This window comes from Pseudomonas sp. NBRC 111130 (genome assembly GCF_001320485.1).
Taxonomy (GTDB): domain Bacteria; phylum Pseudomonadota; class Gammaproteobacteria; order Pseudomonadales; family Pseudomonadaceae; genus Aquipseudomonas; species Aquipseudomonas vlassakiae.
The window spans coordinates 12,584-27,292 of the sequence record NZ_BCBG01000029.1; the positions used below are offsets into that span (position 1 = coordinate 12,584).

General features: G+C 64.7%; 16 protein-coding genes. 11 read left to right on the plus strand and 5 right to left on the minus strand.

The genetic code is table 11. The annotated features are described in order from the left end of the window. Positions 1–46: 46 nt before the first annotated feature. Both APH33_RS14650 and APH33_RS14655 read right to left on the minus strand, forming a co-directional pair. On the minus strand, positions 47–760 hold the full coding sequence (locus APH33_RS14650; protein ID WP_054885837.1) for an OmpA family protein: 714 nt from the start codon (positions 758–760) through the stop codon (positions 47–49). An 84-nt stretch (positions 761–844) separates the two neighbouring features. Then, entirely contained in the window at positions 845–1,537 is a 693-nt protein-coding gene (locus tag APH33_RS14655; RefSeq protein ID WP_054885838.1) for an OmpA family protein, read from the minus strand. A 159-nt stretch (positions 1,538–1,696) separates the two neighbouring features. Between APH33_RS14655 and APH33_RS14660 the strand changes: the two genes are divergently transcribed. The 5 genes from APH33_RS14660 (at position 1,697) to APH33_RS14680 (ending at position 5,948) form a co-directional block, all read left to right on the plus strand. Beyond that, a complete protein-coding gene (locus APH33_RS14660; protein ID WP_054885839.1) occupies positions 1,697–2,191 on the plus strand; it encodes a DUF6231 family protein in 495 nt (164 codons plus the stop codon). A 2-nt stretch (positions 2,192–2,193) separates the two neighbouring features. Beyond that, entirely contained in the window at positions 2,194–2,670 is a 477-nt protein-coding gene (locus tag APH33_RS14665) for a YchJ family protein (RefSeq protein WP_054885840.1), read from the plus strand. Between the two features lie 2 nt (positions 2,671–2,672). After that, a complete protein-coding gene (locus tag APH33_RS14670) occupies positions 2,673–3,149 on the plus strand; it encodes an LEA type 2 family protein (protein WP_054885841.1) in 477 nt (158 codons plus the stop codon). A gap of 7 nt (positions 3,150–3,156) precedes the next feature. Continuing rightward, complete coding sequence (locus tag APH33_RS26645; protein ID WP_060486211.1) at positions 3,157–3,360, plus strand: SEC-C metal-binding domain-containing protein; 204 nt, start codon at positions 3,157–3,159, stop codon at positions 3,358–3,360. Positions 3,361–3,506: 146 nt separating this feature from the next. Beyond that, the gene (locus tag APH33_RS14680) at positions 3,507–5,948 is read left to right on the plus strand and encodes a penicillin acylase family protein (protein WP_054885843.1); all 2,442 of its coding nucleotides are present in this window, start codon (positions 3,507–3,509) and stop codon (positions 5,946–5,948) included. Between the two features lie 45 nt (positions 5,949–5,993). On the opposite strand, the gene APH33_RS14685 is transcribed toward APH33_RS14680, so the two are convergent. Next, positions 5,994–6,419 (minus strand): type II toxin-antitoxin system HicB family antitoxin, encoded by a 426-nt coding sequence (locus APH33_RS14685; RefSeq protein WP_054885881.1) that lies wholly within the window; start codon positions 6,417–6,419, stop codon positions 5,994–5,996. A 17-nt stretch (positions 6,420–6,436) separates the two neighbouring features. Beyond that, positions 6,437–6,622, minus strand: a complete 186-nt coding sequence (locus APH33_RS14690) for a type II toxin-antitoxin system HicA family toxin (RefSeq protein ID WP_054885882.1) — start codon at positions 6,620–6,622, stop codon at positions 6,437–6,439. A 301-nt stretch (positions 6,623–6,923) separates the two neighbouring features. Here APH33_RS14690 and APH33_RS14695 point away from each other — a divergent pair, with 301 nt between their 5' ends. The 6 genes from APH33_RS14695 to pdeM all read left to right on the plus strand — a co-directional run bounded on the left by APH33_RS14695 (position 6,924) and on the right by pdeM (position 14,431). Continuing rightward, positions 6,924–7,265: a hypothetical protein gene (locus tag APH33_RS14695; protein ID WP_054885844.1), complete on the plus strand. Its 342-nt coding sequence runs from the start codon at positions 6,924–6,926 to the stop codon at positions 7,263–7,265. A 105-nt stretch (positions 7,266–7,370) separates the two neighbouring features. Further along, positions 7,371–8,387: a ligase-associated DNA damage response exonuclease gene (locus tag APH33_RS14700; RefSeq protein WP_054885845.1), complete on the plus strand. Its 1,017-nt coding sequence runs from the start codon at positions 7,371–7,373 to the stop codon at positions 8,385–8,387. Next, positions 8,384–10,042 (plus strand): ATP-dependent DNA ligase, encoded by a 1,659-nt coding sequence (locus APH33_RS14705; RefSeq protein ID WP_054885846.1) that lies wholly within the window; start codon positions 8,384–8,386, stop codon positions 10,040–10,042. The genes APH33_RS14700 and APH33_RS14705 overlap by 4 nt, the downstream gene beginning before the upstream one ends. 98 nt (positions 10,043–10,140) lie before the next feature. Next, a complete protein-coding gene (locus APH33_RS14710) occupies positions 10,141–11,256 on the plus strand; it encodes a succinylglutamate desuccinylase/aspartoacylase family protein (RefSeq protein WP_054885847.1) in 1,116 nt (371 codons plus the stop codon). A gap of 68 nt (positions 11,257–11,324) precedes the next feature. Next, the gene (locus APH33_RS14715; protein ID WP_054885848.1) at positions 11,325–13,775 is read left to right on the plus strand and encodes a ligase-associated DNA damage response DEXH box helicase; all 2,451 of its coding nucleotides are present in this window, start codon (positions 11,325–11,327) and stop codon (positions 13,773–13,775) included. Beyond that, entirely contained in the window at positions 13,772–14,431 is a 660-nt protein-coding gene (pdeM, locus tag APH33_RS14720) for a ligase-associated DNA damage response endonuclease PdeM (RefSeq protein WP_054885849.1), read from the plus strand. Before APH33_RS14715 ends, pdeM begins: the two co-directional genes overlap by 4 nt. A 1-nt stretch (position 14,432) precedes the next feature. Here pdeM and APH33_RS14725 read toward each other — a convergent pair whose 3' ends face one another. Next, a complete protein-coding gene (locus tag APH33_RS14725; RefSeq protein WP_054885850.1) occupies positions 14,433–14,660 on the minus strand; it encodes a hypothetical protein in 228 nt (75 codons plus the stop codon). Positions 14,661–14,709: the final 49 nt, after the last annotated feature.

Sequence of the window (14,709 nt, forward strand, 5' to 3'; positions counted from 1 at the left end):
CCGCGCAGCCAACACTACCTGCATGCCCAGGCACGCGCCAGCACAGTCAGTTGAGGTGCAGGTCCACCCGTCGGTTGTGCGCACGCCCTTCATCGGTGGCGTTGTCGGCGATTGGCTCATGGGCGCCACGGCCCTCGCTGGTCACCTTCTGCGGCGCCAGGCCCTGACTGATCAGGTATTCGGCGACACTGGCGGCGCGGCGTTCGGAAAGCGCCTGGTTGTAGCTGTCTGAGCCGACGTTGTCGGTATGCCCGACCACCTTGACACGCGTGACCCCCAACTCGTTGAGGCGCGGTAGCAGGCTTTTCAGGCGTTCTTCGCTACCCGGGGTGAGATCGGCGGAATTGAACGCGAACATCACCTGGCCCTGGTCATCGAGGCTGATCACCTCAGGCTTGGGCTGTGGTGCGGGTTGCGTCGGCGGATACTGCGGCAGCGGGCAGCCCATGTGGTTCACCGCTGTATTGGCCGGGGTGTCGGGGCAGCGGTCTCGACGGTCGAACACACCGTCACCATCCTCGTCACCGTCCTGGGCATAACAGATCAGCCCACCGGTGATCGCGCCGAGGGCGCCGAGGCCAGCCGCCCAGCTCGAATTTTCGATGGCGCCAAGGCCACCCCCCACCGCGCCACCGAGCAGGCTGCAGACGGGCCACGTCCTTTGATTGAGAGGCGCACTGCCGTCACTGTGGGTGGCGCAGCCTGCAAGCAGGCTGGTAACCAACAGCAACGGCATCGCCGCCTTCGACATAACACTCATGATGAATGCTCCTGTGTCATCGGCCACCGCCAGCGCGATTGAAGATGCGCCCGCGCCACTTCACAAGGCGCGGGCGCCGTGACGTCAACGCTGGATCTTGATTTCGGTACGACGGTTCATGGCACGCCCCTCGGCCGTGGCATTGTCCGCCACTGGCTGGGTTTCGCCTGCGCCTACCACCGAGACGAAGCTGGCGCGAGGCACACCGCTCTGGATCAAGTAATCGGTTACCGCATGGGCACGGTGCTCGGACAACTTCTGGTTGTACTTGTCGGAGCCCACGCTGTCGGTGTGGCCAGTCACGCTCAGACGGGCGCTCGGGGCCTCTTGCTTCAGGCGCGTGGCAACCGTGTTCAGGCGCTCCTTGTCAGCCGCTGTCAGGCGCGAGGAATTGAACTCGAAGTGCACATCACGAATGACGATCACTTCTTCCTTCTGCACCACTACTTCCTCGACCACAGGCGCCGGCTCAGGCGGGCAGCCATTGGCATCGACCTTCACGCCGCGCGGCGTGTGCGGGCACTTGTCGCGGCTGTCCGGCACGCCATCACCGTCCTCGTCGCCATCGCCGTGAGCCCAGCAATAGCCCGCCGCCAGGCCACCACCGAGCAGCGCGCCCCAGCCAGCCCAGCTGGAGCTCTCGATGGCGCCCAGGCCGGCACCGGCGACGCCCCCGACGGCAGCACACTTCGGCCAGTCGGTTTTTTGCAAACCTGCACAACCAGTCAACACACTGGTGAGCAGTACCAGGGGTAACGCTGTGCGTACTATGCTCATTTTCGTAGCTTCTCCTAGGGGAATCGGCATAAGGCCGATCTCTGGGAGTAAAGACCGCGCAGTCCATCCCTGCCACCAATAAGCCACGACGCGGCCTCTTGCCTCTATGCCGGCGGGCAGCAGCCCGCTAGTCTTGGATGACTTGAACGAGGATTGGCAATGACCGACGGTTTTTCCCAGCGCACGCCGCAACAAGCCCTGGCCGCCCTGCTAGAGCGTTTCACCCCGCAGCGCCTGCTGCTGGTGGGCACCCGCTTCCCGGCACTGGATGCCTTTGCCCAGGCGCACCCCCAGGTGGCCATCGAAACCTGCGCGCCGGGGCCATTGCCGGCAGCGCTGGCTGCGCAGCGCTTCGACCTGGCGGTGCTGGTGGACTGCCTGGAACACCTGCCCAAACGCACCGGCCTGCAATTGTTGGGCGGCATCCGCAACCTCAACGCAAGCCGGGTTGCAGTGCTGGCCGACCTGCCCGCCTGCGGTTGGCAAGACACCGATTTCTTCTCGCTGGCGCTGTCGGCCAGCGAGAAATTCCGCCGTGACGAGCAGGTGTTGAGCTTGTTCACCTATGATCTACATGACTACAAGCAGGTCCCGGACTGGCTCAACGCCAAGTTCTGGGCCAACCCTGAAAACTTCGGCAAGTATTGGTGGTGATGATGAGTGTCTCGGTTTGCCCTTGTGGCAGCGGCAACCTGCTCGACGCCTGCTGTGGGCATTACCATGCCGGCACTGCGGCTCCCGACGCCCAGACGTTGATGCGTTCGCGCTACAGCGCCTATGTATTGGGGCTGGTCGACTACCTGGTGGCCACCACCCTGCCGGCCCAGCAGGAGGGGCTGGATCGTGCTGCCATGGCAGCATGGAGCGCCCAGAGCACCTGGCTGGGCCTGGAGGTGGAAAGCGCCGAAGTACTCGGCGGCCAGCCCGAACACGCCTTCGTGACCTTCACCGCACGCTGGCATGACCAGGCGGGCGACCATCAGCACCGTGAGCGCTCTGCTTTCGTGCAGCACGAGCGGCGCTGGTATTTCATCGACCCCACCGTTGCGCTCAAGGCCGGCCGCAACGACCCCTGCCCCTGCGGCAGCGGGCAGAAATTCAAGAAATGCTGTGCCAGCTACGTTGGCAATTGAGCATGATTGCCGCCACCCGCCTGCTCTTGCTCGGCGCCTTGCTGGGGCTGCTGGCGGGCTGTGCGAGCTGGGGCGACGATGATACGCGCGAGCCTGAGCTGCACCTGGACAAGGTGGAAACGGTAAAGGCGCGGCTGCTGCAGCAGGAATTCGTCCTGCACCTGCGCGTCGACAACCCCAACGACAGCCGCCTGTTCATTCGCAACCTGAGCTATTCGGTGTGGCTCGACGACCTGCTGCTGGCGCAGGACGAAGTGAGCCTATGGCGCAGCGTCGGCGGGCATGCCCGGCGCACGTTCAAGATCACCGCGCGAACCAACCTGTGGCAGCACCTGAAACCGCTGGCCAAGCTGCTCAAGAGCGGGCAGCCACTGCATTACCGCCTGCGGGGCGAGCTGGAGACCGGGCTGATCATCCATCAGGACCTGCACTTGTCGCGCAGTGGTGAGATAATCCCCGGCGATCTCATACCGGAGTAACCCTGCAATGACCCAGCAACCCCATGTTCATGGCCCTGACTGCAACCACGGTCACGATCATCAGCATGATCACGACCATGGCCATGTACACGGCCCTCACTGCAACCATGGCCACCAGGAGCCTGTGCGCAACGCCCTGAAGGACGTCGGCCGCAACGACCCGTGCCCGTGCGGCAGCCAGAAAAAGTTCAAGAAGTGCCACGGCGCTTGATTCATTGAACTCGGGTACCTGCAGCGACGATGGCGGCGGTGCGGGTACCGCTGGTAAATAAACCGCTGTCGCACCTTGCACGGCGCCTGCGCGCTCACTACCTTAGCGCCTTTCGAACCCCGCCACGCCTTGCAGGAGCCCTTGTCATGGCCGCCCCAGTCCTTCCTCCCTTCCGCCTGCGGTTCAGTAGCGCCGCCACGCTGCTCGGCATGCTCGGGCTCGCCGGCTGCCAGATGGGTGGTTACCAGGACAGCGTGCCACCGTCGACCGGCGTGCAGCCACTCAAAGGCCTGGCGCAGAATGCTTCGGTCCGGCGCAACGCCATGGGCGCACCGCTGATCGAAAGCAGCAGTTTCCATGACGCGCTGTTCACCCTCGGCTATGTGCATGCCGGCGATCGCATCGAGCAGATGCTTGCCATGCGCCTGCTCGCCCAAGGCCGCCTGGCGGAGCTGGCCGGCAGCGAAGCGCTGGATATCGACCGGCTGATGCGCGCCGCTAACCTGAAGCAGAACGCCGCCCAGCAGTACGCCGATGCCTCGCCGCGCCTGAAGCGCTTCTTTGAAGTGTACGCCCGTGGGGTCAACGCCTACCTGTTCCGCTACCGCGACAAGCTGCCGGCCAACCTGGCCAGCAGTGGCTATCGCCCTGAGTACTGGAAGCCTGAAGACTCGGCATTGATCTTCAACCTGTACGCCTTCAGCCAGTCGGTAAACCTGCAGGAAGAACTCAGCGCCCTGACCCTGGCGCAGAAAGTCGGCAACGACAAACTGCCCTGGTTGTTGCCCGGCGCACCGGACGAGCCCCTGGCAGAAGCCGAGGTGGAAAAACTCAAGGGCCTGAACCTGAGCAGCCAACTGCCAGGTTTGCCCGCGCTGGCAGCGGCCAGCCAGAAACTTGCCGATCTCGACCTGCTCGGCAGCCCCGGTTCGGCCAACCTGGCGCTCGGCCCGCAACGCAGCCGCAGCGGCAAGAGCCTGCTGGCCAGCGACAGCCGAGCAGCGTGGGCGCTGAGCCCGGTGCAGATCCACACCGGCAGATATCAGGTCGCAGGCCTGTCATTGCCAGGCCTGCCCATCGTACTGGCCGGCTACAACGGCAAGCTAGCCTGGAGCAGCAGCGCGGTGATGGCCGACAACCAGGACCTGTATCTGGAGCAGCTGCGCCACGCCGGCAGCCAGGTGACCTATCTGGCCGACGGCAAGTGGCTGCCGGCCCGCGCCCGCAGCGAAACCTTCTTCGTCCGTGGCCAGCGCCCAGTGCGCGAGGTGATGTACGACACCCGGCACGGCACCCTGCTCCCCCAGGCAGGCAGCGCCAGCCTGGGCCTGGCCCTGAGCCTGCCCCAACTCAAGGGCGACCGTAGCCTCGACGCGCTGTTCGACCTGACCCGCGCGCAGAATGTCGAGCGCGCCTTCGACAGCACCCGCGAAGTCGCCACTGCCGCGCTCAACTTCGTCTTCGCCGAGCCCGAGCACATCGGCTGGCAGGTCAGCGGCCGCTACCCGAACCGCCGTGAAGGCCAGGGCCTGCTGCCATCGCCCGGCTGGGAGGGGCGCTATGACTGGGATGGTTATGCCGACCCGATGCTGCACCCCTATGACCAGGACCCCGCGGCCGGCTGGATCGCCCATGCCAACCAACGCAGCCTGCCGCGTGGCTACGGCATGCAGCTGTCGAGTACCTGGTACTACCCTGAACGCGCCGAGCGCCTCGGCCAGCTGGCCGGCAACGGTCGGCACGACAACCGCAGCCTGATGGCCCTGCAGAACGATCAGGTGACGTTGCTGAGCGACAAGCTCAAGCAAATGTTCGACGCCCCCGGCATGGCCCAGCCGCTCAAGCAGGCGATAGACGCCCTGCCTGCATCCCAGCGTGACAAGGCGCGCGACACCCTGGCCCGGCTGAAGGCCTTCGACGGCCGTCTGAGCCCGGTCTCGGCCGATGCCGCGCTGTATCAGCTGTTCCTCCAGGAAGTAGCCCGGCAGACCTTCCTCGACGACCTCGGTCCGGAATCGAGCCCAGCCTGGCAAGCCTTTGTCAGCAACGCCCGCCTGTCGTATTCGGCCCAGGCCGACCACCTGCTGGGCCGCGACGACAGCCCGTTCTGGGATGATCGGACTACGCCGCAGAAAGAGGACAAACCGGCCATCCTCGCCCGCAGCCTGGCGGCCGCCGTGGATACTGGCACCGCGCAGCTGGGCAGCGACCGACGCGCCTGGCAGTGGGGCAAACTGCACCAGTACCGCTGGCCGGCCCCTGCTTACCACGGCCTGGGCGACCCACTGAGCCGCTCACCGATGGCTGCCGGTGGCGATTTCACTACCCTGGCCCTGACCCCTTACGCCTGGGGCAGCGATTTCGACACCCGCCTGCCGGCCTCGGCACGCATGATCGTCGACTTCGGCCAGGCCGAGCCGCTCCAGGTCCTGACCAGCAACGGCCAGTCGGGCAACCCGGCCAGTGCGCATTACAGCGACGGGTTGGACGCCTGGTTCAAGGGGCGGTTCATGAGCCTGCCGCTGCAGCCGCAGAACTTTGGCCGGGCCTATGGCAGCCAGCGATTGACACTGGTGCCGGGCCGCTAGTGAAAAAAGCCGCCTGGACTGGCGGCTTTTCCTTTCTGGAGGGCGTCAAGCCGTGACCACAGCGAGTTCGATTCGCTGACCGAGCACATGCAATGCATGCTCGACCTGCTCGATCTTCGAACGATGCAAGAGATCCACCAAGCGATCGACCTGAGGGCGATTGACGCCAAGACGCCGCGCCATCTCGGTCTTGCTCACTTTCTGCTCAACCATGGTATTCCACAGGGCTGCCTTCGCCGCCGTCAGGGCCGGCAAGCGGACAACAGGCTGATCAGCCGATCTCTCGGCAGGTAGCGGTATCGCAATCTTCTGGTCGACATAAAATGAAAGTGCGGACTCCATGGCGTCTACAGCATCGAACAGCGCCTCTTCCTCGGTATCGCCCGCACTAGACATCTCGGGCACATCTGGGCAACTGACCCAGACACTGCCCGCCTCTCGATGAATGATTACTGGATAGTCAAAGGTCATGGTGTTCTCCCCTAATTTCAACATTCGCTCAGGCCCAGATCTTTGAGTATCTTTCTTCTCAGCCCCTCACCAATCTCTTTGGCGCCGTGGTCGGGGGAAATCGTCTGGCGATTACCGAGGTAAACCTTGAAATGGCTGCCTTTGGCCGGAACGAACGTAACACCTCGGGCGCGTAGCCATCGGCGAAACTCACTGTATTTCATACGGGCCTTCGATTGCTCAATGTGCATTACACGCACACCAAGCGCAACATTTTTGTTGCGCATGATAAATGTGAGCCCGTAGTAAAGCGCGAATGGCGCGTCTGCGTTTCTGAACAATGTGTAGTCTTTTTCGCTGCTTCATAGCGTTGAGAGAAATGGCAGCCAGCGATTGACACTGGTGCCGGGCCGCTAGCGGCCAGAGTTCCTCCTGACCACCCTCGAGCCATGTACTTAGCATCCTGTCGTACTGCATTTGCCTTTCGGCGAGCGCAGTACAACCCAACTTAAAAGGATGACTAACATGAGCAGCGAAACCCTCAAGATCGAAATCTCCTGGCCAGCATCGATGACCGTTCCGGCAGGCGCGACCATCAATGCGCAGCTGTGGGCTGGCAATGCAAGCGCCGGCTACAGCCTGATCGGCGACCTGGATTCCTCGGCAGCCGCAGATAGCTCGCCGGCCATACTGGAAATTCCTTACAGCCAGGAAGACCTGCAGTCCCATGATGGCAAGACGACCTGGGACTACTTCCATACCTCGCCCTACCTGGCGCACGACAACAAACGCCTGAATATCGGCTATGCGCAAAAAATCAGCATTGCCGAAGCCAAGGCCAACGGCTGGAAAATAAACCTGCGCTGAGCATTCGAGGCGCCATCCCGGAACCCGGGCTGGCGCTCGTCATCGTCCGAACTTCCCCCACCCTGTGACGTTCTCAACTGGTAAGCCCTCTACCCAGGCATTGCCATGGATCTTGTCATCGCCCGCCCCGAAGGCCTGTACTGCCCGCCGGGGGACTTTTATATCGACCCCTGGCGTCCGGTCGAGCGCGCCGTGATCACCCACGGCCATGGCGACCATGCCCGCACCGGCAATCAGCACTATCTGACCGCCGCCTCCGGAGCCGGCATCCTGCGCAGCCGACTGGGCCAAGGCATCGACCTGCAGACGCTGCCCTACGGTGAATGCATCCAGCATCACGGCGTCACCCTCAGCCTGCACCCGGCCGGCCATGTGCTGGGTTCGGCACAGGTGCGTCTTGAGTACCAAGGCGAAGTATGGGTCGCTTCGGGTGATTACAAAGTCGAGCCGGACGGCACCTGCGCAGCCTTCGAGCCGGTGCGCTGCCATACCTTCATCACCGAGTCCACGTTCGGCCTGCCGATCTACCGTTGGCCCAGCCAGGCAGATATCTTTGCCGGGATCAATGCCTGGTGGCGGAGCAACTGTGAACAAGGCAAGGCCAGCGTGCTGTTCTGCTATGCCTTCGGCAAGGCTCAGCGAATTCTCCATGGCCTGGACCCGGACATCGGGCCGATCCTTGTGCATGGCGCTGTCGAGCCGCTGAACCGGGTATACCGCGAAGCCGGTGTGCGCCTGCCGACCACCCGCTATGCCGGGGAGGTCCCGCGCAACGACCCGCTGCTGCGCCAGGCATTGATCATGGCGCCGCCCTCCGCCGCAGGGAGTAGCTGGATGCGCCGATTCGGCGAATACAGCGATGCCTTTGCCAGCGGCTGGATGCTGTTGCGCGGTACCCGCCGTCGGCGTGGTGTCGACCGTGGCTTCGTGTTGTCCGACCACGCCGACTGGCCGGGGTTGCTGTGGGCCATCGAGCAGACGGCTGCCGAGCGGGTCATGGTCACCCACGGGTCGGTGAATGTGCTGGTGCGCTACCTGAACGAACAAGGCCTGGATGCCCGTGCCTTCGTGACCGAATACGGCGAAGAGGATGACATCACCGCCACGGAGCCCGAGGAATGAAAGCCTTCGCCGAACTGTACCTGCGCCTGGATGCGACCACCTCCAGCAACGCCAAGCTCGAAGCCTTGCGTGACTACTTTGCTAAAGCGCCCGCCGAAGATGCTGCCTGGGCCGTCTACTTCCTGGCTGGCGGGCGTCCGCGCCAGTTGGTGCCGACCCGCGTTTTACGCGAATTGGCCACGGCCTTGGCGGGGTTGCCCGACTGGTTGTTCGAAGAAAGTTACCAGGCAGTCGGCGACCTGGCCGAAACCATCTCGCTGCTGTTGCCGCAAGCCTTCCATGCCAGCGAAGACGGCCTGGCACACTGGGTCGAAGCGCATCTGCTACCCTTGCGCGGCCTGCCGCCAGAGGAAATCCAGCGACGCCTGCCCCCGCTGTGGGCACAGCTGGACCGCCCCAGCCTGATGCTGTGCCTGAAGCTGATCACCGGCAGCTTTCGCGTCGGTGTGTCCAAGCTGCTGGTCACTCGCGCCCTGGCGCAACTGGCGGGCCTCGATGCCAAGCGCGTGGCCCAGCGCTTGGTCGGCTATACCGATATCGGCCACCGCCCGACGGCCGCCAGCTACCATCGTCTGATCGCCGAAGAATCCAGCGATGAACATAGCCAGCGGGGTGGCCAACCTTATCCCTTCTTCCTCGCTCACGCCCTGCAGGCACCGCCCGAGCAGTTCGAAGCGCTGCTCGGTCCTCCCGCTGGCTGGCTGATCGAATGGAAGTGGGATGGCATACGCGCTCAAGTGGTCAAGCGTGATGGCCAGCTGTGGATTTGGTCCCGAGGCGAAGAACTGGTCACCGAGCGCTTTCCCGAGCTGCACAGCCTGGCCGAAAGCTTGCCCGACGGTACGGTGCTCGACGGTGAGATCCTGGTCTGGAAGCCCGGCGTCGATGCCGGCGCACCGGCAGTGCAGCCGTTCGCCGTGCTGCAACAGCGCATCGGCCGCAAGACACTGGGCAAGAAGTTGCTGGCGGACGCGCCGGTAGTGCTGCAAGCCTATGACTTGCTGGAGTGGCAAGGCGAGGACTGGCGCAGCCGGCCTCAACATGAACGGCGCCAGCAACTGCAGCGCCTGTTGGCAGAACATCCCTTGGCCCCCCTGCTGCTTTCACCACTGCTCGAGGGCAACGACTGGGCCGAACTGGCGCGGCAACGCGAGCAATCGCGCAGCCTGGGTGTGGAGGGCTTGATGCTCAAGCAGCGTGACGCGCTGTACGGCGTGGGCCGGACCAAGGACATGGGGTTGTGGTGGAAGTGGAAGATCGACCCGTTCAGCGTCGATGCGGTGCTGATCTACGCCCAACGCGGCCATGGCCGCCGTGCCAGCCTCTACAGCGACTACACCTTCGCCGTGTGGAATGCGCCAGCGGGCACGCCCGACCGTGCGCTGGTGCCCTTCGCCAAGGCTTATTCCGGGCTCAGCGACGCAGAGATGCGCAAGGTGGATGCGATCATTCGCAAGACCACGGTGGAAACCTTCGGGCCGGTGCGTAGCGTCACCCCGACACTGGTCTTTGAGCTGGGCTTCGAGGGCATCGCGCTGTCCAAGCGCCACAAGAGCGGTATCGCCGTGCGATTTCCGCGGATGTTGCGCTGGCGCCTGGACAAACCGGTCGATGAAGCCGATGACCTGGCAAGCCTGCAGGCATTGTTGGTCTGAAAGAAGGCCTCACGGTGAGGCGCGGTAACGGAAATTATGCTTCTATCTTTGTGCCGACCCGTGTCGCAGAACGTTTTCGCCACGCAGCCAGGACCCCCATGCACCATTCAACCCACGACTTGCTCTCGCCCGTACCGGGCATTTCACGCCAATTGCACAGCTTCCACTTCGGCCCACGGGGTGGCGCCAAGGTGTATATCCAGGCCTCGCTGCATGCCGACGAACTGCCCGGCATGCTGGTCGCCTGGCATCTCAAGCGTCGCCTCGCCGAGCTGGAACAGCAGGGTCGCCTGCTGCGCGAAATCATCCTGGTACCCGTGGCCAACCCGGTCGGCCTGGAACAGGTGATGCTGGATGCGCCCCTGGGCCGTTTCGAACTGCAGAGCGGCGAGAACTTCAACCGCAACTTCGTCGACCTTTCCGACAGCATCGGCGACCAGATCGAAGGTCATCTGAGCCAGGACCCGGCGCACAACGTGGCGCTGATCCGCGAGTACCTGCGGCGTGGCCTGGATGCCCACCCGGCGCGCACGCCGTTGCAGTCGCAGCGCCTGACCTTGCAACGGCTGGCCTGCGATGCCGACCTGGTGCTGGACCTGCACTGTGATTTCGAAGCGGTCGAGCACCTGTATACCACCCCGGAAGCCTGGCCGCAGGTCGAGCCACTGGCCCGCTACCTGGGCGCCCAGGCCAGCCTGTTGGCCACCGACTCCGGCGGGCAATCGTTCGACGAATGCTTCAGCCTGGTCTGGTGGCAGCTGCAGCAACGCTTTGGCAAGCACTTCCCGATCCCGCTGGGGAGCATCTCGGTCACCGTAGAACTGCGGGGCCAGGCCGACGTCAGCCATGACCTGGCCAGCCAGGACTGCCAGGCGATTCTCGACTATCTTACCCATGCTGGCGTCATCGAAGGCACCGCCACCCCGCTGCCCGAGCTGCCGCGGCCGGCCACCCCACTGGCCGCTGTCGAACCCGTGGCAGCGCCCCTTGGCGGGCTGCTGGTGTATCACGCCCGCCCCGGTCAGCAGCTGGAGGCCGGGCAACTGATCGCTGAAGTCATCGACCCGCTCAGCGACCGGGTGACGGCCGTGCGCAACAGCCAGCCTGGCTTGCTCTACGCCCGCAGCGTGCGGCGCATGGCCACGGCCGGCATGGTCATCGCCCATGTCGCCGGCGAGCAGGTGCTGCGCAGCGGCTACCTGCTGGCCAATTGATCGGTTAAAACCAAACCGTGCGGCGAGTGGTCTGTAGAAACACAACCTGCGCAGGACTGCTTGCCCCCATGCCCGCCGCTTCCAACCTAGCCGATACCTGGTTCGCCGCCCGCGGCTGGAAACCCTTCGCCTTCCAGCGCCAGGTATGGGCAGCAGTCGGACGTGGCGAATCAGGGCTATTGCATGCCAGCACAGGGGCGGGCAAGACCTATGCGGTCTGGCTGGCTGCACTGCGCGCCTTCGCCACAGCCGCCAGCGGGCGCCAGCCGGCCGCACTGCAGGTGCTGTGGATCACCCCCATGCGCGCACTGGCGGCTGATACAGCGCGCGCGCTGCAAGCGCCAGTGGAGGAGCTCGGCCTGAACTGGACGGTCGGCGTGCGCAGCGGCGATACCGGCAGTGCCGAGCGCGCTCGCCAGGCCCGGCGCCTGCCAAGCGTGCTGATCACCACGCCGGAAAGCCTGACACTGCTGCTGACCCGGGCCCAGGCCGCCGAAGACTTCGCCAGCTTGCGCCTGGTGGTGGTAGATGAATGGCACGAGCTGCTTGGCAACAAGCGCGGCGTTCAACTGCAACTGGCCCTGGCCCGCCTGCGCCGCTGGCATCCGGGCCTGATCACCTGGGGCTTGTCGGCCACGCTCGGCAACCTGGCGCACGCCCTCGACGTACTGTTGCCGGGCGGTGGACTGCTGGTCAAAGGTCGCCAGGACAAACAGCTGCTGGTCGACACCTTGCTGCCCGATGCCATCGAGCGCTTCCCCTGGGCCGGGCACATGGGCCTGAAAATGCTCGGCCAGGTGGCCCATGAACTCGACGCCAGCTCAAGCAGCCTGGTATTCACCAACACCCGTGCCCAGGCCGAACTGTGGTACCAGGCCCTGCTCGACGCCCGCCCCGATTGGGCCGGGCAGATTGCCTTGCATCATGCGTCACTGGCCCGGGCGACCCGCGACTGGGTCGAACAGAGCCTCAAGCAGGGCACGCTCAAGGCCGTCATCTGCACCTCCAGCCTGGACCTGGGGGTGGACTTCCTGCCGGTCGAACGGGTGCTGCAGATCGGTTCGGCCAAAGGCATTGCCCGCCTCATGCAGCGCGCCGGGCGCTCTGGCCATGCCCCGGGACGCCGCTCACGCGTCACCCTGGTGCCCACCCATAGCCTGGAGCTGGTGGAGGCTGCCGCCGCCCGGGCGGCCCTGGCCGCCGGCCATATCGAAGCTCGCCGCTCGCCGCGCCTGTGCCTGGACGTGCTGGTCCAGCATCTGGTCAGCATGGCCCTGGGCAGTGGCTTTCGGCCTGACGAACTGCTCGCGGAAGTCCGCAGCACCTGGGCGTTCCGTGAGCTGCGTGACAGCCAGTGGCAATGGGCACTGGATTTCGTCAATCACGGCGGCCACGCATTGACGGCGTACCCCGACTATCAGCGTGTCGAGGCGCACCCCGACGGGGTCTGGCGAGTGGCCAGCGAGCGCCTGGCGAGGCGTCACCGCATGGGCATCGGAACCATCGTCAGCGACGCCAGCCTGCAGCTCAAGTATTGGAGCAAGGGTGGGGGCGGAAAGCACCTGGGCAGTGTCGAGGAAGCCTTCATCGCCCGCCTGCGCCCCGGCGATACGTTGGTGTTTGCCGGACGGGTCCTGGAGTTGGTACGGGTAGAAGGGATGACCGCCTACGTGCGCCGCAGCACCGCGCGCAAGGCCGCCGTGGCGCGCTGGAATGGCGGGCGCATGCCACTGTCCAGCGAGCTGGCCGACGCCGTGGTCGAACAACTCGATGCTGCGGCGCATGGGGCCTATCACGGCCCGGAGATGCAGGCCGTGCTGCCGCTGCTGGCCTTGCAGTCGAAGTGGTCAGCCTTACCCACCCGCAACACACTGCTGGCCGAAACGCTGGGATCACGCCAGGGCTCGCATCTGTTCCTCTACCCGTTTGCCGGGCGCATGGCCAACCTGGGCCTGGCCAACCTGATCGCCTGGCGGGTAAGCCGGGTGCAGCCACTGTCGGTGTCCATCGCCGTGAACGACTATGGTTTCGAACTGCTCAGCCCCAGCGCCGTGGATTGGGCCAGTTGCCTGCCGGACGCGCTGTCGGGCGACAACCTGCTGGAGGACGTGCTGGCAAGCCTGAACGCTGGCGAAATGGCGCTGCGACGCTTCCGCGAAATCGCCCAGATTGCCGGGCTGGTGTTCGGCGGCTACCCGGCCGCTCAAAAGAGCACCCGACAGATTCAGGCTTCCAGCGGGTTGTTCTATGAAGTATTCCGCAAACACGACGCCAGCAACTTGCTGCTGGGCCAGGCGCGCGATGAAGTACTGAACGAAGAACTGGAGATCGAGCGCCTGCAGCGGCAGTTGCTCAAGATGCAAAACCTGCAACTGGACCTGCGCATGCTGCAACGGCCTGGCCCCCTGGCATTCGCCCTGCTGGTCGAAGGCATGCGCGAGACTTTGAGCACGGAAAAGCTGGCGGACCGCATTGCACGGATGGTGACCGACCTGGAAAAAGCGGCAAACCGGCCATGAATACCTATCTGCCTGTCGAACACTGTGGCGAAACGCTCTGGCTGCTACCAGACAAGGCCATCTACTGGCCGGCCCGCCGCACCTTGCTGGTGGCCGACGTTCATATCGGCAAGGCAGCCAGTTACCGGGCACTGCATCAACCCGTTCCGCGTGGTACCACCAGCGCAACCCTGGCACGCCTGGATAGATTACTGCACAGCTACGCCTGCGAGCAGCTGATCATCCTTGGCGACTTCCTGCATGCCCGCGCTGCGCTGGCGCCTGGCACGCAGGCCAGCCTGCAGGCATGGAGAACCCGCCACAGCGCGGTGAAGGTAGTCCTGGTACGGGGTAATCATGATCGCCACGCCGGTGATCCGCCGGTGCAACTGGGGATCGAAGTGGTAGACGAACCCCTGCTGCTGGCGCCCTTTGCCCTGCAGCACGAACCGACGCCCCACCCCAGCCACCCGGTACTCGCCGGGCACGTGCATCCGGTGTACGTGCTGCGAGGGCGGGCGCGGCAACGGTTGAGGCTGCCGTGCTTCCTGATCGATGCTCAGGTCAGCCTGCTCCCGGCGTTCGGTGAGTTCACCGGTGGGTGGTTGGTCGAACCGGGTTCCGATACGCGGGTTTTCCTGGCCGGAGGCGATCAGGTCTGGGCGCTGGCCACCTGAGTCAGGCGACAGGAGACGGTGGTGGCTCGTCGGGAAGGGTTGGCTCACCGGGCTCCATCGGGGGATGATCACCGGGCTCTGGCGGCTGCGGCGTATCAGGATCAGGCTGGTGCGGCACACCGCCAGCCTGCACGGGCAGCGGGTGCGCCAGCAGTGACCAGGCCAGCAACCCGATCTGGTTGGGCTGCAGTACAGCCAGCTTCGCACTGATTGCGGGGTTGAGTTTCATTGGCAGCTCCTGGACGAGGGCCAACACGCTGCATACGTATCGGCACTGT

Coding starts and splice junctions, on each gene's coding strand:
- APH33_RS14685 (WP_054885881.1), bottom strand. CDS start 6,419: ATGACCTTTGACTATCCAGTAATCATTCATCGAGAGGCGGGCAGTGTC.
- APH33_RS14665 (WP_054885840.1), top strand. CDS start 2,194: ATGAGTGTCTCGGTTTGCCCTTGTGGCAGCGGCAACCTGCTCGACGCC.
- APH33_RS14660 (WP_054885839.1), top strand. CDS start 1,697: ATGACCGACGGTTTTTCCCAGCGCACGCCGCAACAAGCCCTGGCCGCC.
- APH33_RS14695 (WP_054885844.1), top strand. CDS start 6,924: ATGAGCAGCGAAACCCTCAAGATCGAAATCTCCTGGCCAGCATCGATG.
- APH33_RS26645 (WP_060486211.1), top strand. CDS start 3,157: ATGACCCAGCAACCCCATGTTCATGGCCCTGACTGCAACCACGGTCAC.
- APH33_RS14680 (WP_054885843.1), top strand. CDS start 3,507: ATGGCCGCCCCAGTCCTTCCTCCCTTCCGCCTGCGGTTCAGTAGCGCC.
- APH33_RS14710 (WP_054885847.1), top strand. CDS start 10,141: ATGCACCATTCAACCCACGACTTGCTCTCGCCCGTACCGGGCATTTCA.
- APH33_RS14715 (WP_054885848.1), top strand. CDS start 11,325: ATGCCCGCCGCTTCCAACCTAGCCGATACCTGGTTCGCCGCCCGCGGC.
- APH33_RS14700 (WP_054885845.1), top strand. CDS start 7,371: ATGGATCTTGTCATCGCCCGCCCCGAAGGCCTGTACTGCCCGCCGGGG.
- APH33_RS14650 (WP_054885837.1), bottom strand. CDS start 760: ATGAGTGTTATGTCGAAGGCGGCGATGCCGTTGCTGTTGGTTACCAGC.
- APH33_RS14670 (WP_054885841.1), top strand. CDS start 2,673: ATGATTGCCGCCACCCGCCTGCTCTTGCTCGGCGCCTTGCTGGGGCTG.
- APH33_RS14690 (WP_054885882.1), bottom strand. CDS start 6,622: ATGAAATACAGTGAGTTTCGCCGATGGCTACGCGCCCGAGGTGTTACG.
- APH33_RS14655 (WP_054885838.1), bottom strand. CDS start 1,537: ATGAGCATAGTACGCACAGCGTTACCCCTGGTACTGCTCACCAGTGTG.
- pdeM (WP_054885849.1), top strand. CDS start 13,772: ATGAATACCTATCTGCCTGTCGAACACTGTGGCGAAACGCTCTGGCTG.
- APH33_RS14725 (WP_054885850.1), bottom strand. CDS start 14,660: ATGAAACTCAACCCCGCAATCAGTGCGAAGCTGGCTGTACTGCAGCCC.
- APH33_RS14705 (WP_054885846.1), top strand. CDS start 8,384: ATGAAAGCCTTCGCCGAACTGTACCTGCGCCTGGATGCGACCACCTCC.